The sequence below is a fragment of the Nocardioides jishulii genome, assembly GCF_006007965.1.
Taxonomy (GTDB): domain Bacteria; phylum Actinomycetota; class Actinomycetes; order Propionibacteriales; family Nocardioidaceae; genus Nocardioides; species Nocardioides jishulii.
Map to the genome: position 1 here is coordinate 1,284,278 of NZ_CP040748.1, position 20,927 is coordinate 1,305,204.

Below are 20,927 nucleotides of genomic sequence, written 5' to 3' on the forward strand. Positions count from 1 at the left end.
GTCAGACCTCCACCTTGATGAGGCGGCTCATCCAGAACGCGCCCACTGCGAGCATGAGCACCGCTCCGCCCAGCATGGCCCAGCCGAGAGGGCTCTCGAACATGGGGTTGATGTAGCCCGGCTGCGTGAGGAACAGGTACAGGCCGAACAGTGGGGGCAGGCCACCCAGCACGTAGGCCGAGATCTTGCCTTCGGCGGCCAGCGCGTCCACCTGGCGTCGCATGTACTCACGCTCGCGGATCGTGCCGGCGACGGTGTCCAGGAGCTCACCGAGATTTCCACCGACCTGGCGCTGGATCTTGATGGCCATGACGATCCAGGCAAAGTCCTTGCTGTCGAAGCGCTCGGTGATGCCCTCCATGGCGTCCTCGAGGGGCACCCCCAGGCGGGTCTCGACCAGGACTCGCTTGAACTCTCCTGCGATCGGCTCGCTGCCCTCCCGGACGATGGTGTCGATGGACTGGGCGAGCGACAGGCCGGCGGAGAGCGAGCCGGACATCAGCTGGAGCGTGTCGGGCAGCAGGGAGTTGAACTTCTTTGCCCGGCGCTTCTTCAGGAAACCCAGGTAGAACCAAGGGCCGATGATGCCCAGGACGAGGAAGAGGATGCCGACGATGATGTTGCCGCCGCCGACGAAGAGCCCGACCATGCCGGCGACGATGACGACACCGATGTGCAGGAGCAGCCACTCCGGCGCCTTGAAGCCGCTTCCGGCGGCGTCGAGCCGTGCCCCGATCCGGGCCTCCAGCGACGTGTTGCGCTTGAGCACCGACTCGGCAGCGCCCTTGAACTGGGCGAGCTGGTCGGTCGTCGGCGCAGCGTGGGCGCCAGCACCCTCGGCGGCGCCGCCACCGGAGGCATACAGGGTGACGCGTTCCTCGAGGGTGAGCTCGGCCCGCTTCGGCTTGAGGAAGAGCCCTACGACGAGGAGGAGCACGGCAAGCGCGACGAGGCCCATGGCCACGTACTTGCCCCACTCGGCCAGGAAGAGGCCGTCGGGGGCGCTGGGCAGGCCCTCGGCCGCGTACGCACCGGAGGCGGCGCTGAGCACCACACCGGCGACGACGGCCGTGGCCCCACCCACGGTCAGGAGTCGACGCATCAGAAGCCTCCTGCAGTGAAGATCCGCGGGTCGACGGTGACGTTGTTGTACGACATCTTCTCGAGGAACTTGGGGCGCAGGCCGGTGGACTTGAGCCCACCCAGCGTCCTGCCCTCGGAGTCGAAACCGGCGGAGTGGTCGTAGACGAACACGTCCTGGAGGGTGATGATGTCGCCCTCCATCCGCTCCACCTCGGTGACGTGGGTGATGTGGCGCGACCCGTCCTTGAAACGGGCCTGGTGGACGATCAGGTCGACCGCGGAGGCGACCTGCTCGCGGATGGCCTTGATCGGCAGGTCCATGCCGGCCATCAGCACCATCGTCTCCATGCGGGACAGTGTGTCTCGCGGACCGTTGGAGTGCAGGGAACAGATGGAGCCGTCGTGACCGGTGTTCATCGCCTGCAGCATGTCGAGCGCGCTGGCGTCTCGGACCTCACCGACGATGATGCGGTCGGGGCGCATACGCAGGGAGTTCTTCACCAGGTCGCGGATGGTCACCGCGCCCTTGCCCTCGATGTTGGAGGGGCGGGACTCGAGGCGTACGACGTGCTCCTGCTTGAGCTGGAGCTCGGCGGCGTCCTCGATGGTGACGATGCGCTCGTCGGCGGGGATGAAGGACGAGAGCACGTTGAGGGTGGTCGTCTTTCCCGCACCGGTGGAACCGGAGACGATGATGTTGAGGCGACCACGCACGCAGGCGTCGAGGAAGGCCTTGGTCTTCTCCGTGAACGAACCGAACCGGACGAGGTCATCGGCGGTGAGCGGGTCTGCCGCGAACTTACGGATCGTGAGGCAGGAGCCGTCGATCGCCAGGGGCGGGACCACCGCGTTGACACGGGAACCGTCGGGGAGACGGGCGTCCACCATGGGGCTCGACTCGTCGACGCGGCGGCCGACGCGCGAGACGATCTTGTCGATCGTGCGCCGCAGGTGGGCCTCGTCCGCGAAGACCGCGTCAGCCGCGACGAGGCGGCCCTTGCGCTCCAGCCAGATGTTGTGCGCTCCGTTGACCATGACCTCGGAGACGTCGGGGTCGCGCAGGTAGGGCTCGATCGGGCCGTACCCCAGGATGTCGTCAGTGATCTCGCTGGTGACCTGCTGGCGCTCGCTCGCACTGATCGGGCGGTCCTGCTTGGAGAGCACGTCCGCCAGGGCGGCACGCACCTTCTGGTCCAGCTCGCTCTGCTCCAGGTTGGAGTCGTAGAGCTGGGGGCCGAGCTGGCGCAGCAGCTCGGCGTGCACCGATGCCTTGATCTCCTCGATGCGGTCCGCGCCCTTCGCGGGCAGGGCCCGCTTGCCGCCGGCATCGGTGCCACCGGCGGCCGGGGCACGCCGGTCCTGCAGCGGTGACGACGATGCCTTGGCCGCCGGCGCGGCCGGGGCAGCTGCCTTGGGGGCGACGGGGGGGAGCGGGGGCAACGTCATGGTGCCGGGATCGGTGCCCCCGGGGATCGGGGCCGCCGGCGCTGCGGGGGCTGCGGGAGCCCCGGCCGCGGCCGCGGCCGCCTCGGCCTGGCGGCGTGCGGCAAGACGCTCGGAGAGGTTGCTCATGAATTCATCTCCTGCTGATGCGGAAGCGCTTCGGGTTGTCCTCGCGCTTGTCGGAGGCGGCCGGGGCGGTGGCGGATGCGGAGCTCGTCCTCGGGGCCGGGGGAGTCGCGGAGAACTCGCTGTCGATGCCCATCAACCTGTCGGCCAGCGACCGGAGGGCCTGGGACGACGGGTGCGAGGGCGAGGACAGCATCAGGGGCCGTCCCGCGTTGGTCGCCTTGGCGATGTCGAGAGACGTGGCCACCTGGACGGCGACGTTCATGCCGAGGATGCCCTCGACCTTGTCCGCACCGATGCCGACCTGCTCGTCGGCACGGTTGAGCAGCAGGTGGCGGTGCCCTTCGGCGACGCCGAGCACGTCCAGCGTCTCGAGGGCGACCTTGACGTTCTTCAGCGTCGGGACGTCGAGGGTGGCCACGATGATGCACTCGTCGGTCTCGTCGAGGGCGGTCAGCGTCTGCTCGTCGAACGCCGGGGCCGTGTCCAGCACGATGTAGTCGTACTGCTCGCGCAGCGTCTGGAGCAGGCGTGCGATCAGGACGCCGCTGACCCGCTCACGCGCATCCGGGGCGCTGGGCGCCGCGAGGATCATGAGCCCACTCTCGTGCGGCGTCATGAGCTGCTGGATGAACTGTTCGTCCATGTAGGTCTCGCCACCGATCGCGTGCTCGATCGAGTGCGTCGGGAAGAGCTGCAGCGTGATCGCGATGTCACCGAAGGCGAGGTCGAGGTCGACGACGCAGACCTTGTTCTCGCCACCGCGCATCAGGGCGATGCCCAGGTTGACCGACATGGTCGTCTTGCCGACCCCACCCTTCGGGGAGAAGATCGTGACGACCCGTCCACCCTCGTGCCCACGCCCGCCCGCCTGGTTGCCGCGCAGCGCGACCGCCAGCCCGTGGGCCCGCTGGATGGCCTGTCCCACCTGGGCCAGGTCTTGGGCAGCGACGACCTCGCGGACACCGGCGTGCATGGCCTGCGTCAGCGTTGCGGTGTCGACCGCCTGGCGCAGGAGCACCACGGTCGTGGTCGGCATCGTCGTGCGCATGCGCTCCGCCAAGGCCATGGCGTCGGGCAGCCCGACGCTGGGGCCGATCAGCACCGCGTACTCGTCGGGGTGGCCGTTGAGCCAGCCGAAGAGACGCTCGGCGGAGTCCACGACCTGGCTCCCCTGAGGAAGGACGGTCAGGACGTGGGCGGCGGTCTGCGGGTCAGCTCCGAGAAGGATGGGCATCGTGTCGTCCTCAGTTGAAGAGGTTCTTGGCGGTCACACCGTTGCTCCGCTGGACCTTGCTGTCCTCGGACAGCAGGCCGAAGGAGAGCTCACCGTTGGCGGCGGCGTACTTGATGCGCTCGGCCTGGTCCTGGTCGACGGCCAGGGTCAGCAGCGTGCGGGGCAGCTGCTCGGTGGTCGCGGTGCCGTCGGCCTCCGTGGAGGTCTGGGCCACCAAGGTGGTGGAACCGGCAGCCAGGACCGTCACCTTGGGCAGCAGCAGGCGGGTGAACGGGATGGGATCGACGTTCGGGTCCTCGAAGATGGCGTCGGCCGTGACCCACACGGCGACCTCGGATCCCGCCTCGACGAAGCCGGCGACGCGGGCGGTGTCGCTCAGCTCGACGGAGACGGCGACCGTACCCTTGGGGATCGGCAGGCGCGAGGCCTCCGCGACGCCACCGAACTTCTCCGGCACGATCTGCTCGCCGGCGTAGATGTTCGTGTTGGCGGCGAGTCCCTTGAGCGAGTCCACCGTGGAGACCGCGGTGGGCAGCAGCACGTTGCGCGGGATGCGCGAGCGCTGGAGCTTGCCGGCCTCGGCCGCCTCGCTGATGCTCTCGCCGGTCAGGATCGGCTGGACGGCGGTCAGTACCTCGACCGTCTCGTACTGGCTGGCCGCGCGCTTGTCGGCCCCCTGCACGTAGACGAAGACGAAGGCCGCGCCGATCGCCGCCACCACGACAGCCACGACGAGGAGGAGCTTGCGTCGATCCATGAGTTCTTGACCCTCTCGGTCCAAGGCAGGTCGATCCACCGTGGACCGAGCGCCGGGTTCTTTACATCAGCCGTCACCCTGCCGAATGCATGGGGCAGGTGTGACGGAAACGTCGATTCGAACGCTAGTTGTCTGGACCGGTCCTTGTTCGCGTTTTGGAGGAACCTCCTCCCCGAAATAGGGGAAGGGCCGCCGGGAGGTGGTGATCCTCCCGACGGCCCGTGGTCCTCGTGCCCGATCAGGGCAGGTAGAGCGCCTCCACGTCCTCGCGGAACTCGCGCATCACGACGTTGCGACGCAGCTTGAGGCTCGGCGTCAGCTGGCCGCCCTCCTCGGACCACGAGGAGGGCAGGATCGTGTACTTGCGGATGGACTCCGCGCGGGAGACCGCCTTGTTGGCCTCCTCGACTGCCGCGTCGATCTCGGCACGCAGGTCGTCGTCGAACATCAGCTCGGCCACGCTGCCGGACTTGCCGTTCAGCTCGGCCCAGCCCGGGAGGGTCTCCTCGTCGAGCGTGATCAGTGCGCCGATGAAGGGCTGGCCGTCGCCGACGACCATGCACTGGTCGATCAGCAGGTGGCCACGCAGGCGGTCCTCCAGGACGGCCGGGGCGACGTTCTTGCCTCCTGCGGTCACCAGGATCTCCTTCTTGCGCCCGGTGATCCGGACGAAGCCCTCCTCGTCGATCTCGCCGACGTCGCCGGTGTGGAACCAGCCGTCGCGGTCGACGGCCTCGGCGGTGGCCTTCTCGTTCTTCCAGTAGCCGGCGAAGACCTGGCCACCCTTGAAGAGGAGCTCGCCGTCGTCGGCGACCCGCACGCTGGTGCCCGCGAACGGACGACCGACCGTGCCGATCTTGTTGGCGGAGACCTGGTTGACCGCCAGCGCCGCCGTGGTCTCGGTCAGGCCGTAGCCCTCGAGGACGACCAGACCGATGCCGCGGTAGAAGTGGCCGAGACGCTCGCCGAGCGGGGCGCCGCCGGAGACGGCGTACTCGCAACGGCCGCCCAGGGCGGTGCGCAGCTTGCCGTAGACCAGCTTGCCGAAGAGCGCGTGCTGGAGCTTGAGGCTCAGCGGGACGCGACCCTTGTCGACGGCGCGCGACCAGGCGATCGCCACGTCGGCGGCACGGTTGAAGATCTTGCCCTTGCCCTCGGCTGCGGCCTTCTGCGAGGCGGAGTTGAAGACCTTCTCGAAGACGCGCGGCACGGCGAGGATGAACGTCGGCTTGAAGACGCCGAGGTCAGCCACCAGGTTCTTGATGTCGGCGCTGTGGCCCAGGGTGCTGCGGGACTTGATGGCGCCGATCTGGATGATGCGCGCGAAGACGTGGGCCAGCGGCAGGAAGAGCAGCGTCGAGGCACCCTCGGCGAAGAGCTCCTTGATCTCGACCTCGACGGCCACACCGAGCTCGAACATGAAGTTGCCGTGGGTGAGCATGCAGCCCTTCGGCACCCCAGTGGTGCCGGAGGTGTAGATGAGGGTCGCCAGGTCGAGCGGCGTGGCGGACGTACGCCGCGCCTCCAGCTCGTCGTCGGACACGTCGGTGCCGGCGCTCGAGAGGGCGCTGACGGCGTCGGCGTCGATCGACCAGACCTCGCGCAGTTCAGGCAGGGCGTCACGCACCTCGGCCACGCGGGCCACGTGCTCGGGCGTCTCGGCCACCACCGCGACGGCTCCGGAGTCGGTCAGGATGTGCTGGACCTGCTCGGTGGAGGACGTCTCGTAGACGGGCACGGTGACGGCGCCCGCGAACCAGATCGCGTAGTCGAAGAGCGTCCACTCGTAGCGGGTCCTGGAGATCAGCGCGACCCGGTCACCCACGCCCACTCCTGCGGCGACGAGGCCCTTCGCGACAGCCTGCACCTCGGCGAGGAACTGTGCAGCCGTGACGTCGACCCACTCCTGGCCGGTGTTGCGGCGGAAGGCAATCGACTCGGGAGCTTCCTGCGCGTTCCTCACGATGTCGTCGGTCAGGTTCCCGGTCTTCGGGATCTCGATGGTCAGGGGTGAGGAGTACTCACGCATCGTCAGGGCCTCCAGTCAACGGTTGTTACCCGCAGGTTACCTCCGCGGGATGGGGGTCACCGATCCGGTAGTCTCCACGAACACACCAGACGGGAGCGGGCGGGGCACGCCCGCCTGCGAGCGAGCGGAGAACAAGATGGCCGAGCAGACCACGTCGTCGATCGTCATCGGCGCCCCTGCCGCGGCGATCATGGACGTCATCGCCGACTTCGAGGCCTACCCGGCCTGGGCGACGGGGGTGCGCGAGGTCAAGGTCGTCGACCCGGGTGAGGCTGGCCGTGCCCGCTCGGTCTTCTTCGCCCTTGACGTCTCCCCGATCAAGGACGAGTACACCCTCGTCTACGACTGGGACGGCGACCGTGCAGTCACCTGGACGCTGGCCGAGGGGCGGATGCTCAAGGCGCTCGACGGGGCGTACGTCCTCGCTGAGCGGGGGGACGGGACCACCGAGGTCACCTACCGCCTGGCCCTCGACGTGGCCATCCCGCTGATCGGCATGCTCAAGCGCAAGGGCGAGAAGATCTTGATCGACACCGCTCTCAAGGGTCTGAAGAAGCGCGTCGAGTCCCTCTGACGTCGTCAGGCCTGCCCACCGGAACACCCCAGGACCCCGCCCAGGAGTGACGATCGTGAGACTGCTCCTCTTCACCGGCAAGGGAGGCGTGGGCAAGTCCACGGTCGCTGCAGGCACCGCGGCCCTCGCTGCCGCACGCGGCCTGCGCACCCTGGTGGTCTCCACCGACACCGCCCACTCCCTCGGGGACGCCTTCGCCGCAGGGGTGGGGTCGGGACCCACGGAGGTCGCTCCCTCGCTGTTCGTGCAGCAGGTGGACGCACAGCGCCAGTTCGAACGTTCCTGGACCGAGATCCAGCGCTACCTGCGTGACGTCCTCGACGCCGCCGGCGTCGACCCGCTGGCGGCCGAGGAGCTGACCGTCCTTCCCGGAGCGGAGGAGGTGCTCGCGTTGCTGGAGCTGCGTACGCAGGCTCGCAGCGGCGAGTGGGACGTCATCGTCGTCGACTGCGCCCCCACCGCCGAGACGCTGCGGTTGCTCGCGCTGCCCGAGGCGCTGAACTGGTACATGCGCCGGCTCTTTCCGGTGGAGCGGCGCATGGTGAAGGCGTTGCGGCCCGTGCTCGCCAAGGCGGCCGGGGTCCCGATGCCGCAGGAGGCCGTCTTCGACGCCGTCGAGCGGTTGTACGACGAGCTCGCCGAGGTGCAGGAGCTGCTCAGCGGCGAGCAGTCCAGCGTACGGATCGTCCTCACTCCGGAGCGCATGGTCCTGGCCGAGGCGCGTCGGGCCTGGACGACCCTCTCGCTCTACGGCTACCCGGTCGACGGGGTCGTGGTGAACCGTGTCTTTCCCAGCGAGGGGGCCGACAGCTGGCGCGCCGGGTGGGTCGAGGCCCAGGCCGAGGTGCTCGCCGACGTGCACGACTCGTTCGCGTCGTTGACCGTCTGGACGTCGGCCTACCGCAGCCGTGAGCCGCTCGGTCTCGAGCAGCTCCGGGAGGTCGCCGCCACTCTCTACGGCGACAGCGACCCGTTCGCGCCTGCCGCCGGAAGCGGACCCTTCCGGGTGGAGCAGGCCGACGGGGTCGCGGTGCTCCACCTGGCCCTGCCGGAGGCAGAGAGCGCCGACGTGGATCTCGCCAGGAGTGCGGACGTCCTCGTCATCACCTACGGCCCGTATCGTCGCGTGCTCACGCTTCCGGCGTCGCTCGACCGCATGCAGGTGGCTGGCGCGCAGGTGGCCGAAGGGGAGCTGCGCGTGAGATTCACGGAGGAGGGCGCATGACCAGCGAGGACGAGGGCCGGGACGAGGGCACGGGCACCGGTTCCGGCCCAGCTTCTGGTCCGGGCCCTGGTTCCGGTTCTGGGCACCACCACGACGTCGGGTCCCTCGGGGAGGAGGCGGTGCGGCTCCTCGGCGCCCTCTCCGGGTGGGCCACCCAGCACGGAGCAGAGGCCCAGCGCGGAGCCGAGGAGGTCGTGCGCCAGGCCGCCGAAGGAGTGCGCGCGGCCGCCCACGGCTTCGAGGAGCACCTGGCCACCGGTGCCGCCGAGTGCACGTGGTGCCCGGTCTGCCGCACGGTCCACGCGGTGCGCACCCTCAGCCCCGAGGTCACCGTGCACCTGGGCGCCGCCGCCACCTCGCTCGTGAGGGCGGCCGCCGCCCTGATGGCGACCACGGTGCCCGACAGCGCTGCCGAGAAGCGGCCCACCGCGGCCGACGGTGCCGCAGACCCCCAGCCGTCCGGCGACCGGGTGCAGCGGATCCCGCTCGACGACAGGCCCACTCCGTGACCGACCCGTTCTGGGTCGGGATCGATGTCGGTGGTACGAAGGTCCTGGCCGGCCGGGTGGACGCGGCGGGCCGCGTGGCCCGCGTCGTACGTCTCCCCTCCGGAGGGCCGAGCGCCCCGGTCGAGCTCCTCGAGCAGACCCTGACCGAGGCCCTCGCCCGGGTCTGCGCGGGAGCCACGCCGACCGGCGTCGGAGTCGCCGCGGCTGGCCTGGTGGACGCTGTGGGTGAGGTGGTCAGCTTCGCGCCGCACCTGCCCTGGCGTGACGCCGACGTGCGGACCCGGCTCTCGGCGCGGTGGGGCGTTCCGGTCGCCCTCGAGAACGACGCGACGTGCGCGGTGTGGGCCGAGGTCGAGCACGGCGCGCTGGTCGGGGTCTCCGACGCACTGATGGTCGCGCTCGGGACCGGCATCGGCGGCGGACTCGTGGTCGGAGGCCACGTGGTGCGAGGAGCCGGCGGCATGGCCGGGGAGTTCGGCCACATGCAGGTGGTGCCCGACGGTCGCCCCTGCCCGTGCGGGTTGACGGGCTGCTGGGAGCGGTACTGCTCGGGCAGCGCCCTGGCGATGGCCGCCGGACCGCGGTTCGGCTCGGGGCCGGCGATCACCGACGCTGCCCGAGCCGACGACGAGGGTGCCCTCGCGGCGTTCGACGAGGTGGGTCGTTGGCTGGGCGTCGGCGTGGCCAACCTGGTGGCCGCCGTCGACCCGTCCGTCGTCGTCATCGGGGGAGGGGTCTCCGCGGCGGACGACCTGCTGCTGGTGCCGGCCGCGCGTGCCTTGCGTACGCACCTCGTCGCTGCCGCTGACCGCCGCCTGCCCGAGCTGGTGGTCGCCCACCATGCCGAGAACGCCGGGGTGGTGGGCGCCGCCGTGCTCGCGCGGCGCCTCACCCAGCGGTGATCAGACCCGGGAGCCGTCGTCCCAGGGATCCGGTGGGTCCTTGGGCATCGTCAGCACGAGGTAGCCGAAGCCGGTGACCAGGCCGACGAGCAGCACCGTGACAGCCCACCTCGGCAGATGGAGGTTGGTCATGGTCGCGAGCATGAAGACCAGCGGTGCGGCGAAGACTCCCACCCACGCGGCGCGGCGCCGCCACGGCATGGGGGGTGCGGGGGGAGGAGACGGCGGGACGAAGCGCTCCTCCCGGTCGGGGTCGCGTGGTGCCGGAGGCGGGGTGGTCTCGTCGTACGCCGGCCCCAGGAACGGTCCCGGGTCGGGGAGCGGCCCGGGGTCGGGGAACGGGTCGCCGTGGCGCTCGTCGGGGACGGCTCCACCCGCCGGGTCCTGCGGCGGCACGTCCAGCTGAGGCACGTCCGGCGGACGTTCGTCGGCCTCGTACGCCTCCTCCTGAGGCTCGTCGCCGGCCCCCTCGCCGGACCCGTCATCGGACCCGTCATCGGGAACCGAGGAGGCTGGTGGGTCGGTCTCGCGGCGCGCGGTCTCGCCGTAGTTGTCGACGATGAGGCGCCAGGCCTCGTCCTCGTCCGGAGTGGTCATGGCCGGGTGCCGTCGGCCTCGGCCCGGGCGCCGGTCACGCGGGCCACGAAGGCAGCCGACTCGGCGTGGATCATCTCCGCGTCGTGGTCGAGCGTGGCGACGTGGAAGCTGCGGGGGAGCACCAGCTCGGTGACGTCGTCGGAGGAGACGCCGGCACGGATGATCCGGGCTGACGAGGGGTCGACGACGTGGTCGACGGCCGACCTCATCAGGAGCACCGGCGCGGTGACCTGGGGCAGGGCGTCACGCAGCGGTCGCCAGTTCTGCATCATCGAGTGGGCCGCCTTCAGTGGGCTCCGGTCGTAGCCGTGCTCCAGGACGCCCGGCTTCGCGATGTCGTTGGTGATGCCGGGCAGCGAGCCGAGCACGTGCTTGACGACCGGGAGGGCCAGCACGTCCTTGCGGGTGGTGGCGACTGCGGGGTTGACCAGGATGACTCCGGCGACCGAGTCGCCGAGGTCGGCCGCCAGGCGCAGGACGAGGGCACCGCCCATCGAGAGTCCGGCGAGCACGACGACGTCGTTCTCGGCGGCGAGCTTGTCGTGGGCCTCGCGCACACCGGCGTACCAGTCCTCCCAGCGCCGGGTGTTGAGGTCCTGCCACGAGGTCCCGTGACCGGGCAGCAGGGGAACCTCGACCGCACAGCCGACGTCGGCCAAGGACCGGGCCCAGGGCTTGACCGAGGCAGGCGAGCCGGTGAATCCGTGGCTGACCAGCACGCCGACCCGGCGACCGCCCGTGAGGTCGGGGCGGGCGGGGACGCTCAGGGGCGCGACGAGGTCGGCATCGGTCATGCCGACGATTGTGCCGCAGTACCGGATACGGGGACAGGGAATGGGCCGTCTCACGGCGACACGTGGGAGGGTCGTACGGGCCTGATCGGGCGCGGCAGGGGCTAGGCTCACGTCGTGCTCTACTGGTTCCTCAAGTGGATCGCCCTCGGGCCTTTCCTCCGGATCATCTTCCGTCCCCAAGCGCAGGGGCTCGAGAACGTCCCCGCAGAGGGGCCGGCGATCTTGGCGTGCAACCACCTGTCGTACGCCGACTGGCTCTTCATGCCGCTCACGCTTCCTCGCCGTGTCACCTTCGTGGCGAAGGCGGAGTACTTCACCACGCCGGGGGTCAAGGGCTTCTTCCAGAAGATGTTCTTCTCGGGCGTCGGGCAGGTCCCGATCGACCGCGCCAGCGGCAGCGCGGCGGCGGGCGCCATGGCCTCGGCCGCCAAGATCCTGGAGGCCGGTGACCTCTTCGGCATCTTCCCCGAGGGCACCCGCTCCCACGACGGCAAGCTCTACCGGGGCAAGACCGGGGTGGCGCGCCTGGCCCTGACGACCGGCGTCCCGGTGATCCCGGTCGCCGTGGTGGGCACCGACGTGGTCGCACCCCCCGGCAAGACGTTCGGCTCCTTCACACGGCCCAAGGTGCGTTTCGGCGAGCCGCTCGACTTCTCCCGTTACGAGGGCATGGAGAACGACCGCTACGTGCTGCGCTCGGTCACCGACGAGATCATGTACGAGATCATGCGCCTCTCCGGCCAGGAGTACGTCGACAAGTACGCGGCCGTGGCCAAGGAGGAGTCCAAGAAGGCGGCTGCTGCGGCGAAGGCTGCTGCGGCGGCCCGCGAGCAGCTCGCCGTCGAGGACGAGCTCCAGGGCCACGGCGACGAGAAGGCTTCCTGAGCCCGGCCGTGCCGACTCTCGAAGCAGCCGCGCGGCTCGCGGTCGAGGACCGCCTGCACCGCGCCCTGGCCGTCTTCAGGCTGGTCGTCACGCTCAACATGCTGGCCCTCACGGCCTGGCGGTGGGGCAACTTCGACCGCCCCGGCTGGACGCTCGTGGCCGTCGCGGCCATCCTCGTCTGGACGGTGACCGTCCACCTGCTCTACCGCCGCGCGGAAGGGCGTACGACCCTGGTCCACGTCGTCGACCTGCTGGTGACCGTCCTCGCCCTGGCGGTGACGCCGTTCCTCAAGGGTTCGGACTTCAACGCCTCGTTGCCCGGCTTCTGGGTGATGTGCGCGGTGCTGGCGTGGGCGGTGCACTGGAACTGGCGCGGCGGTGTCTTCGCCGCCGCAGTCGTCTCGACGGTGGACCTGGCGATCCGCCCGCACATCACGCAGACCAACTACGGCAACGTCTTCCTGCTGCTCCTGGGCGGGGCCCTGATCGGCTACATGTGCCAGAGCCTGCAGGCGATGGCGAGCGAGCGCGCGGTGGCCGAGCGGCGCGCAGCGGTGGCCGGCGAACGGGCCCGCCTGGCCAGGGCGGTGCACGACGGCGTGCTGCAGGTGCTGGCGCTCGTGCAGCGCAAGGGCGCGGCCGAGGCCGACTCCGACTGGGGCGAGCTCGCCGGCCTGGCAGGGGAGCAGGAGGCGGCGCTCCGGGCGCTGATCCATGCCCAGGAGGCGTGGACCGTTGCCTCTGTCCCCGGCCCGGTAGGGCTCGCGGACGGCGCCAGCGCCCCCTCGCCGCCCGACGCCCCCCGCGATCTTGCCGGTGCCTTGGAGCAGGGAGTGGGACCGACGGTCACCGTCGCGACCCCGGGACGGGCGGTGCTCCTCCCCGGACGCGTCGTGGAGGTTCTGCTCGGAGCGGTGGGGGCGTGCCTCGACAACGTACGCCTGCACGTCGGCCTCACCGCGCCGGCGTGGGTGCTGCTGGAGGACCACGGCGACAGCGTCGTGGTCTCGGTGCGTGACGAGGGACCCGGCATCGCGGCGGGCCGCCTGGTCGAGGCCCGCCAGCAGGGACGCCTCGGCGTGCAGTCCTCCATCTGCGGACGCCTGGAGGAGGTCGGCGGCAGCGCAGAGGTGCACACCGGCGACTGGGGTACCGAGTGGGAGCTGACGGTCCGGGTGCCCGACCGGGAGGCAGCCTCGTGAAGGGCGCAGCATGACGAGCGCAGCAGCATGACGAGCGCCATCGTGACGAAGGGGCGACACGCGTGACCATCCATGGCGAGCACCCCTTCACGGGGCACGAGCCCACTGACGAGGTACGCCGGTTGCGGGCGCGCCTGGGGGGAGTGGTGACCCTCTGGACTGCCAGCACGGGCGAGGACGAGGGCGGGGCTGACCGTCTCCAGCGTCATGGTGGCGCGAGGGGACGAGGGCAGGATCCTGGCCCTGGTCGACCCGCTGTCGGACTTCGCGGAGACCTTCGAGCACACCGGACGCGCCGTGGTCCAGCTCCTGCGCTGGCACCACCGCGACCTGGCCGACGCCTTCGCGGGACTCACGCCCGCTCCGGGCGGACCTTTCCGGCTCGCCGACTTCGCCGCGACCGACCACGGTCCTCGGCTGCTGTCGGCCGGGACCTGGGCCCTGGTCGAGAAGGAGTCGGAGGCCGACGTCGGGTGGTCGCGGCTCTACACCGCCCGGATCGTCGAGCTGCACGTCGCGGAGGAGACCGACCCGCTGGTCCACCGACGTGGCCGTTACCGGCGCGCGGCCGACGCGCAGGACGCCGACGAGCAGTAACCTCGGGCGCGTGACTCAGAAGCCACGCAGCGACCAGCCGACCCGGGTGATGGTGGTCGACGACCACCCGATGTGGCGCAACGCCGTCGAACGCGACCTGGCCGAGGCAGGGTTCGAGGTCGTCGCCGTGGCCGCCAGTGGCGACGAGGCGATCACGCGGTTCAGCGCCTCCCGGCCGCACGTGGTCGTGCTGGACCTGCAGATCCCCGCCCCGAACGGGGTCGAGGTCACGCGGGCCGTGCTCAGCCAGGACCCGTCGGCCCGCGTCCTGATCCTCTCCGCCAGCGGTGAGCAGGTCGACGTCCTCGAGGCACTCAAGGCAGGCGCCACCGGCTACCTCGTCAAGTCCGCCTCCAGCGCCGACCTGATCGCTGCCGTCGGCCGCGTCGCAGCTGGTGGGACGGTCTTCACCCCGGGTCTCGCCGGCCTGGTGCTCGGTGAGTTCCGGCGCCTCTCCGACCCCAAGGAGCAGCAGTCCGAAGCCTCCCAGCTCACTGAGCGGGAGACCGAGGTGCTGCGGATGGTGGCGAAGGGGTGGGGGTCGAAGCAGATCGCGGAACGGCTCGTCATCTCCCATCGCACCGTGCAGAACCACGTGCAGAACACGCTGCGCAAGCTCCAGATGCACAATCGGGTGGAGCTGACCCGGTGGGCCATCGAGCAGGGCCTGGACGACGACGAGGAGTGAGCGTGGCGCACGACGGGTTGACGGAGCGGTTGCTCGGCGCAGCCGACGACCTCTATGCGCTCGCCGTCACCGACTTCACGCTCGCGCGCGACGCCCTCGCCGCGTCGTTGAAGAGTGAGGACAAGGAGCTCGCCGCTGCGGTCAAGGCGCTTCGCAAGCCCACCGTCGCGGGCTGGGCGGTCAACCTCTTCGTACGCCGCGAGTCCGAGCAGGTCGACCAGCTGCTCGACCTCGGTGCCGCGCTCCGTGATGCGCAGAGCGCCCTCGACGGCGAGGAGCTGCGTGCTCTGAGCCGACAGCGACGCCAGGTGACCGCGGCGATGGCGACTCGCGCTCGTGCCGTCGCCGCCGACGAGGGCCAGCGGCTGACCCAGGCCGTCCTCGACCAGGTCGAGGCCACCTTCACCGCGGCGCTGCTCGACGAGGGGGCGGCCGTCGCCGTGCGCTCGGGGATGCTCGTCCAGGCCATCACGGTGACGGGCGTGGGACCCGCCGACCTCACCGGCGTGGTCGCCCTGCCGGACGCCCTCGGCTTCACCGCGCCGCCCCGCGAGGCCCCGGAGCGGGAGGAGGAACCACGTCCCGTCCTGAGACTGGTGCCGGACCCGGAACGGCGTACGAAGGAGCGCCGCGCGGCCAAGGAGGAGGTCGCCGCCGCCGAGCGCGCCGTCACCCGGGCCGCCCGGGCCCAGCGCTCAGCACAGCGTCGCGTCGATGACCTCGAGGCCCGGCTGCTGCGCCTTCGGTCGGAGGCGGACGAGCTGCGGCGTCGGGTGGCCCAGCTCGAGGCGGAGGCCGAGGAGGTCGACGACGAGCTGGTCGAGGCCGAAAGCACCCGCGACGAGTTCGACGCGGAGCTCACCACGGCTGAGGAGGAGCGCGACGACGCCGCCGAGGCCTTGGCGCGTCTGGAGCGCGGCTGAGACCGCGAGGGCCGGATGGGCCTCAGGCCCAGCCCTTGGACCGCTCGACGGCCTCCTGCCACCGGGCGTACCGGGCGTCGGCGTCGCCCCGGTCGCCGGCGGGCTCGAAGCGCGCGTCCAGCTGCCACGTCTTCTTCAGGTCGTCGGTCGAGGACCACACGCCAGTGCCCAGCCCTGCCAGGAAGGCTGCGCCGAGGGCCGTGGTCTCGACGATGCGCGGGCGCTCCACCGGCACGTTGACCTGGTCGGCCTGCGCCTGGCAGAGGAGCCCGTTGGCGGCCGCGCCACCGTCGACCCTGATCGAGGCGAGGTCGGGCATGGTCTCCAGCACGTCGCGGACCTCGTAGGCGATCGCCTCCAGGGTCGCGCGGACGACGTGGGCCCGGGTGGTGCCGCGGGTGATGCCGATCAGCAGGCCACGCGCGTGCGGGTCCCAGTGAGGCGCCCCGAGGCCGGTCAGGGCCGGGACGAAGACGACGCCGTCGGTGTCGTCGACGGTGCGTGCCACTGCCTCCGCCTCGGCGGCCGAGCCGATGATCTGCAGCCCGTCGCGCAACCACTGGACGGCCGCTCCGGTCACGAAGATCGCACCCTCGAGCGCGTACGTCGTCGTCCCCTCCGGAGAGCGCCACGCCGCCGTGGTCAGCAGGCCCGCCTCGGAGCGTACGGGCGTGGTCCCGGTGTTCGTGAGGATGAAGGAACCGGTCCCGTAGGTGCACTTGGTCTCGCCCTCCGCGAAGCAGGTCTGCCCGAAGAGGGCCGACTGCTGGTCGCCGGCGATGCCGGCGATCGGGAGGGTGAGTCCGCAGAAGGAGGCGGGGTCGGTGTCGTCGATGACGCCCCAGCTCGGCACGATCTCGGGCAGCGCGTCGCGCGGAACCCCGAAGAGCTCGCACAGCTCGTCGGACCAGTCGCCGGCGTCCAGGTCGAAGAGGAGCGTGCGCGAGGCGTTGGAGACGTCGGTGACGTGCCAGGTGCCGCGGGTCATGCGGGCGACGAGGTAGGAGTCGACGGTGCCCACGGCGTAGCGACCCGACTCCACCAGCGCCCAGGTGTGCGGTTCGTTCTCCCGCAGCCACACGAGCTTGGTGCCGGAGAAGTAGGGGTCCAGGCGCAGGCCGGTGAGCTCGGTGACCCGCTGCTCGTGGCCCTCCTCGCGCATCCGGCTGCAGATGTCGGCGGTGCGACGGTCCTGCCACACGATGGCGCGGCGCGGGGAGCCGAGGGTCTCGCGGTCCCACAGCACGACGGTCTCGCGCTGGTTGGTGATCCCCAGGGCCGTGAGGTCGCTCGCGTCGACCTGCCCGAGCACCTCGCGGGTGGCGGCGAGCGTGGCCTGCCAGATCTCCTCGGGCGCGTGCTCGACCCATCCCGGCCGGGGGAAGTGCTGGGTGAACTCCTGGTAGCCCTTGGCCACGATGCTGCCGTCGGTGGCGACCACCACGGCGGTCACGCCGGTCGTGCCTGCGTCGATCGCGAGAACGCTCATGGGGGCGACCCTAGTGGGAGCGGCCGCGGCCGTGGCGCAGGCCTCAGGGAGTCGTCTGGCCGATCTCGCGCAGCATCTCGGTGAACCACGGCTGGGTGGCGTCGAAGGGCTTGTGCCCGGCGATCCGCTCGAACTCGATCGCCCGCAGGACGTCGCCGCGCTCCTCGTCGTGACCGATGACGCCGGGCACCCCGTCGAGGGCGCTCTCCACGGCCAGCTCGCACATCTCACGCACCAGCGCCACGTCGGTCGCGTTGGCGGGTGCCGAGCGAGAGAAGTAGCCGGACTTCTGCACCATCTTCTTCTGGGCGCCGATCCGTTGGGCGAACTGCTTGGCGAAGTAGCGACCCGGGTTGATCGTGTCGAGCATGACGTGGCCGAAGGGGTCGCGCTTGACCGGCGTGCCGGCCTCCTCGAGCTCGCGGACGATGTCGGCGACGCCGGCTCCCTCGCTCAGGAAGATGTTGACGCACCCGATCTCGTCCATGACGCCGCGGAGGCGGGTGGCCTCGGCCTCGATGTCGATCGGCACCTCGGGCACGTAGAGGCCGTGGATCGCCCACCGCTCGGGAGTGAGCCCGATGCTGGGCAGCCACTCCTGCTCGCCGTGCCAGCGCATGTAGTCCCGTCCGGCCGCAGCGGTCAGCCACCCCGACCCGCGGCCCATGACCTCGTGGACGATGAGCATCCGCGGGTTGGCGCCGTGCTCGGCGAGAATGTTGCGCGCGAACAGCGCCGCCTGCTCGGCGGCCGTCTGGGCGCCGAGCGTCTGCTTGATCGGGACCACGTCGTTGTCGATGGTCTTGGGCAGTCCCACGACGGTGAGGTCGATCTGTTGACGGGCCAGGTGCGCGGCGAGGTCGGCGGCCGCGGTGTTGGTGTCGTCGCCGCCGATGGTGTGCAGCACCTCGACACCGTCGGCCACCAGTTGGCGGGCCGCCACGTCAAGGGCGGTCTCGTCCGGCCCGACGAGGCCACGGCGCCGGCAGTCCTCGTCGTTGGTCAGCTTGACCCGGCTGTTGCCGATCGGGCTGCCGCCGAAGCGGTGCAGCAGGGCGGCCCCGCGGCGGGCCGCGTCGTCGACGACGATGCTGTCGCCGCGCAGGAGACCTTCGTAGCCGTGTCGGTAGGCCACGATCTCGGTCTCGGGGGAGCGGCTCGTCCAGGTCTCGATCAGGGCGCCGACGGCCGAGGAGAGGCAGGGGGCGTATCCACCGGCGGTCAACAGGGCAACGCGTGTGGGGGCCATAGGGCGATGATAGGCCGAGGGTCATGGTGGGGGAGCCCCGCGCGTGGCAACCGTCACCTCGTGCGGTGCTCCGGGCGGAGTGGGGCGTACGCCTGTCTCACCCAGCGACGAGAACTGTGGGCGAGGCAGGGAAGCGCGCGGCGCGCACGTACCCTTGGGACGTGACCATCCCGAGCCTCGAAGAACTGAACGCCCTCGGCCGGGTCCAGCAGCCCACCTACCCGGACGCTGCTGCGCTCGACAGTGCGGTCGCCCGCCTGCGCAACTCGCCCCCGCTGGTCTTTGCCGGCGAGTGCGACGACCTCACGGAGAAGCTTGCCGCGGTCACCCGCGGCGAGGCCTTTCTGCTCCAGGGCGGTGACTGCGCGGAGACCTTTGACGGCGTGACGGCCGACAACGTGCGCAACAAGCTGCGCGTGCTGCTGCAGATGGCGGTCGTGCTCACGTATGCCGCCTCCGTGCCCGTGGTCAAGGTCGGACGTCTGGCTGGCCAGTACGCCAAGCCCCGCTCGTCCGACACCGAGACCCGTGACGGGGTCACGCTGCCGGCCTTCCGCGGTGACGCGGTCAACGGCTTCGACTTCACCCCCGAGGCCCGCATCCCCGACCCGCAACGCCTGGTCGAGATGTACAACGCCTCCGCGGCCACGCTCAACCTGGTGCGCGCCTTCACGACCGGTGGTTACGCCGACCTGCGCCAGGTGCACGCCTGGAACACGGACTTCGTCCGTGACTCCGTCGCGGGCCTGCGCTACGAGAAGGTCGCGAGCGAGATCGACCGCGCCCTCACCTTCATGCAGGCGATCGGCGCCGACCCCGACGAGTTCCACCGGGTCGACTTCTACTCCAGCCACGAGGCCCTGCTTCTCGAGTACGAGCACTCCTTGACGCGCATCGACTCCCGCACCGACAAGCCGTACGACGTCTCGGCCCACATGGTCTGGATCGGCGAGCGCACCCGTCAGCTCGACGGTGCCCACGTCGAGCTGCTGAGCCGGATCAGCAACCCGATCGGCGTGAAGCTCGGCCCCACGACCACCGCCGACGACGCGCTGGCCCTGGCCGACAAGCTGAACCCCGACAACATCCCGGGCCGGCTCACCTTCATCACCCGCTTCGGCGCCCAGAAGATCCGCGACGGCCTGCCGACGCTGGTCGAGAAGGTCAAGGCCGCCGGCACCCAGGTGGCGTGGGTCTGCGACCCGATGCACGGCAACACGTTCGAGGCCTCCTCCGGCTACAAGACCCGTCGCTTCGACGACGTCATCGACGAGGTCCAGGGCTTCTTCGACGTGCACCGCTCGCTCGGCACCTGGCCCGGTGGCCTGCACGTCGAGCTCACCGGTGACGACGTCACCGAGTGCGTCGGTGGCGGCGAGCTGATCGACGAGGCCGGCCTCGCCAACCGTTACGAGTCGGTCTGCGACCCGCGCCTGAGCCGCGTGCAGTCGCTCGAGATGTCCTTCCTCGTCGCGGAGATGCTGCGCAAGGCCTGAGCCTGACGTCAGGGCGGTGCGGACCACCAGGTCCGCACCGCCCTTCGTCATTTCCGCCGACGCGCGCCCGTAGGCTCGCAGGGTGAGCGACCTCGTGGACCTGCGTTCCGACACCCTGACCCAGCCGACCGGGGCGATGCGCCGTGCCATGGCTGATGCGCCCGTGGGCGACGACGTCTACGGGGAGGACCCGACGGTCCTCGAGCTGCAGGAGCGGGTGGCCGAGCTCTTCGGCCACGAGGCCGCCCTCTTCACCCCGACCGGATCCATGGCCAACGTCCTGGCTGTGCGCAGCGTCGTGGCTCCCGGGCAGGAGGTGCTCTGCGAGAGCTCGGCCCACATCGCGCGCGCCGAGCTCGGGGCCCACGCTGTCTACAACCAGGTGACGATGCGCACCTGGACGCACCCGCGTGGTCAGGTCGACCTCGACGCCGTGCGTCACCTGCACGCACCGGACATGGGGCCGTTCTTCGTGCCGACCGCTGCCGTGTCGGTGGAGAACACCCACAACTTCGCTGGCGGCGCCGTGACCGGGATAGACGACCTTCGGGCACTGCGCGGCTGGGCGGACGAGGTGGGTTGCGCGGTGCACCTCGACGGCGCCCGGATCTGGAACGCCCACGTCGCCACGGGCACGTCCCTGCGCGACTACGGAACGATTGCCGACGTGCTGGCCGTCTGCCTCTCCAAGGGGCTGGGCGCCCCGGTGGGCTCGCTCCTGGTGGGGTCGACCGAGGCGATGACCGAGGCACGGGTGTGGCGCAAGCGGATGGGTGGCGGCATGCGTCAGGTCGGCGTGCTCGCGGCCGCGGGCCTGTACGCCCTCGACCGCCACGTCGAGCGGCTGGCCACCGACCACGCCCACGCCCGGCTGCTCGCGAAGGCCTGCGGCGTCGACCCGACGACCGTGGACACCAACATCGTGGTCCTCGAGCACCACGACGCCCTGGGCTTCGTCGACGCGGCGGCGCGCGAGGGCGTACGCGTCTCGGCCGTCGGTCCGCGCACCGTACGCCTGGTCACGCACCTGGGTGTCGACGAGGCCGGTGCCCGGCGAGCGGCGACGGTGCTGGCGCGCCTGGTCGAGGCCGTCTGACGACCGAGCCTCCGGGCTCTGACCCG

The 20,927-nt window shown here is 70.9% G+C and carries 20 protein-coding genes; 11 read left to right on the forward strand and 9 right to left on the reverse strand.

Annotation, left to right across the window (positions count from 1 at the left end):
- Position 1 precedes the first annotated feature (1 nt).
- The 5 genes from FCL41_RS06055 to FCL41_RS06075 form a co-directional block, all read right to left on the reverse strand.
- A complete protein-coding gene (locus FCL41_RS06055; RefSeq protein ID WP_137066632.1) occupies positions 2-1,102 on the reverse strand; it encodes a type II secretion system F family protein in 1,101 nt (366 codons plus the stop codon).
- Positions 1,102-2,655, reverse strand: coding sequence for a TadA family conjugal transfer-associated ATPase (locus FCL41_RS06060; RefSeq protein WP_137066633.1), 1,554 nt, complete (start codon positions 2,653-2,655; stop codon positions 1,102-1,104). Before FCL41_RS06060 ends, FCL41_RS06055 begins: the two co-directional genes overlap by 1 nt.
- A gap of 4 nt (positions 2,656-2,659) precedes the next feature.
- The gene (locus FCL41_RS06065) at positions 2,660-3,889 is read right to left on the reverse strand and encodes a CpaE/TadZ family protein (protein WP_137066634.1); all 1,230 of its coding nucleotides are present in this window, start codon (positions 3,887-3,889) and stop codon (positions 2,660-2,662) included.
- Positions 3,890-3,899: 10 nt separating this feature from the next.
- Positions 3,900-4,646 (reverse strand): Flp pilus assembly protein CpaB, encoded by a 747-nt coding sequence (cpaB, locus tag FCL41_RS06070; RefSeq protein ID WP_137066635.1) that lies wholly within the window; start codon positions 4,644-4,646, stop codon positions 3,900-3,902.
- Between the two features lie 238 nt (positions 4,647-4,884).
- A complete protein-coding gene (locus tag FCL41_RS06075; protein ID WP_137066636.1) occupies positions 4,885-6,675 on the reverse strand; it encodes an AMP-dependent synthetase/ligase in 1,791 nt (596 codons plus the stop codon).
- Positions 6,676-6,811: 136 nt separating this feature from the next.
- Here FCL41_RS06075 and FCL41_RS06080 point away from each other — a divergent pair, with 136 nt between their 5' ends.
- From FCL41_RS06080 to FCL41_RS06095, 4 genes are read left to right on the forward strand one after another with little or no spacing between them, the layout of a single operon-like run.
- Entirely contained in the window at positions 6,812-7,249 is a 438-nt protein-coding gene (locus tag FCL41_RS06080; RefSeq protein WP_137066637.1) for an SRPBCC family protein, read from the forward strand.
- 55 nt (positions 7,250-7,304) lie between these two features.
- Positions 7,305-8,474 (forward strand): ArsA family ATPase, encoded by a 1,170-nt coding sequence (locus FCL41_RS06085; protein WP_137066638.1) that lies wholly within the window; start codon positions 7,305-7,307, stop codon positions 8,472-8,474.
- Positions 8,471-8,983, forward strand: coding sequence for a hypothetical protein (locus tag FCL41_RS06090; protein WP_137066639.1), 513 nt, complete (start codon positions 8,471-8,473; stop codon positions 8,981-8,983). The genes FCL41_RS06085 and FCL41_RS06090 overlap by 4 nt, the downstream gene beginning before the upstream one ends.
- The gene (locus FCL41_RS06095) at positions 8,980-9,885 is read left to right on the forward strand and encodes an ROK family protein (protein WP_137066640.1); all 906 of its coding nucleotides are present in this window, start codon (positions 8,980-8,982) and stop codon (positions 9,883-9,885) included. The genes FCL41_RS06090 and FCL41_RS06095 overlap by 4 nt, the downstream gene beginning before the upstream one ends.
- Here the strand turns inward: FCL41_RS06095 and FCL41_RS06100 are convergent, their stop codons facing one another.
- Complete coding sequence (locus FCL41_RS06100; protein ID WP_137066641.1) at positions 9,886-10,482, reverse strand: hypothetical protein; 597 nt, start codon at positions 10,480-10,482, stop codon at positions 9,886-9,888.
- Complete coding sequence (locus FCL41_RS06105; RefSeq protein ID WP_137066642.1) at positions 10,479-11,276, reverse strand: alpha/beta hydrolase; 798 nt, start codon at positions 11,274-11,276, stop codon at positions 10,479-10,481. Before FCL41_RS06105 ends, FCL41_RS06100 begins: the two co-directional genes overlap by 4 nt.
- 114 nt (positions 11,277-11,390) lie before the next feature.
- Between FCL41_RS06105 and FCL41_RS06110 the strand changes: the two genes are divergently transcribed.
- From FCL41_RS06110 to FCL41_RS06130, 5 genes are all read left to right on the forward strand, one after another.
- Positions 11,391-12,161, forward strand: coding sequence for a lysophospholipid acyltransferase family protein (locus FCL41_RS06110; RefSeq protein WP_137066643.1), 771 nt, complete (start codon positions 11,391-11,393; stop codon positions 12,159-12,161).
- Positions 12,162-12,169: 8 nt separating this feature from the next.
- On the forward strand, positions 12,170-13,363 hold the full coding sequence (macS, locus tag FCL41_RS06115) for a MacS family sensor histidine kinase (RefSeq protein WP_137066644.1): 1,194 nt from the start codon (positions 12,170-12,172) through the stop codon (positions 13,361-13,363).
- A gap of 207 nt (positions 13,364-13,570) precedes the next feature.
- Positions 13,571-13,960, forward strand: a complete 390-nt coding sequence (locus FCL41_RS06120) for a flavin reductase family protein (RefSeq protein ID WP_239021806.1) — start codon at positions 13,571-13,573, stop codon at positions 13,958-13,960.
- Positions 13,961-13,970: 10 nt separating this feature from the next.
- Positions 13,971-14,648, forward strand: a complete 678-nt coding sequence (locus tag FCL41_RS06125; protein WP_425325793.1) for a response regulator — start codon at positions 13,971-13,973, stop codon at positions 14,646-14,648.
- 2 nt (positions 14,649-14,650) lie between these two features.
- Complete coding sequence (locus FCL41_RS06130) at positions 14,651-15,571, forward strand: hypothetical protein (protein ID WP_239021807.1); 921 nt, start codon at positions 14,651-14,653, stop codon at positions 15,569-15,571.
- 22 nt (positions 15,572-15,593) lie between these two features.
- On the opposite strand, the gene glpK is transcribed toward FCL41_RS06130, so the two are convergent.
- The gene (glpK, locus tag FCL41_RS06135; RefSeq protein WP_137066646.1) at positions 15,594-17,060 is read right to left on the reverse strand and encodes a glycerol kinase GlpK; all 1,467 of its coding nucleotides are present in this window, start codon (positions 17,058-17,060) and stop codon (positions 15,594-15,596) included.
- A 43-nt stretch (positions 17,061-17,103) separates the two neighbouring features.
- Complete coding sequence (locus tag FCL41_RS06140; RefSeq protein ID WP_137066647.1) at positions 17,104-18,309, reverse strand: pyrophosphate--fructose-6-phosphate 1-phosphotransferase; 1,206 nt, start codon at positions 18,307-18,309, stop codon at positions 17,104-17,106.
- Between the two features lie 161 nt (positions 18,310-18,470).
- Between FCL41_RS06140 and FCL41_RS06145 the strand changes: the two genes are divergently transcribed.
- Positions 18,471-19,805: a class II 3-deoxy-7-phosphoheptulonate synthase gene (locus tag FCL41_RS06145; protein WP_137066648.1), complete on the forward strand. Its 1,335-nt coding sequence runs from the start codon at positions 18,471-18,473 to the stop codon at positions 19,803-19,805.
- Positions 19,806-19,887: 82 nt separating this feature from the next.
- A complete protein-coding gene (locus FCL41_RS06150) occupies positions 19,888-20,901 on the forward strand; it encodes a threonine aldolase family protein (protein ID WP_275403767.1) in 1,014 nt (337 codons plus the stop codon).
- Positions 20,902-20,927: the final 26 nt, after the last annotated feature.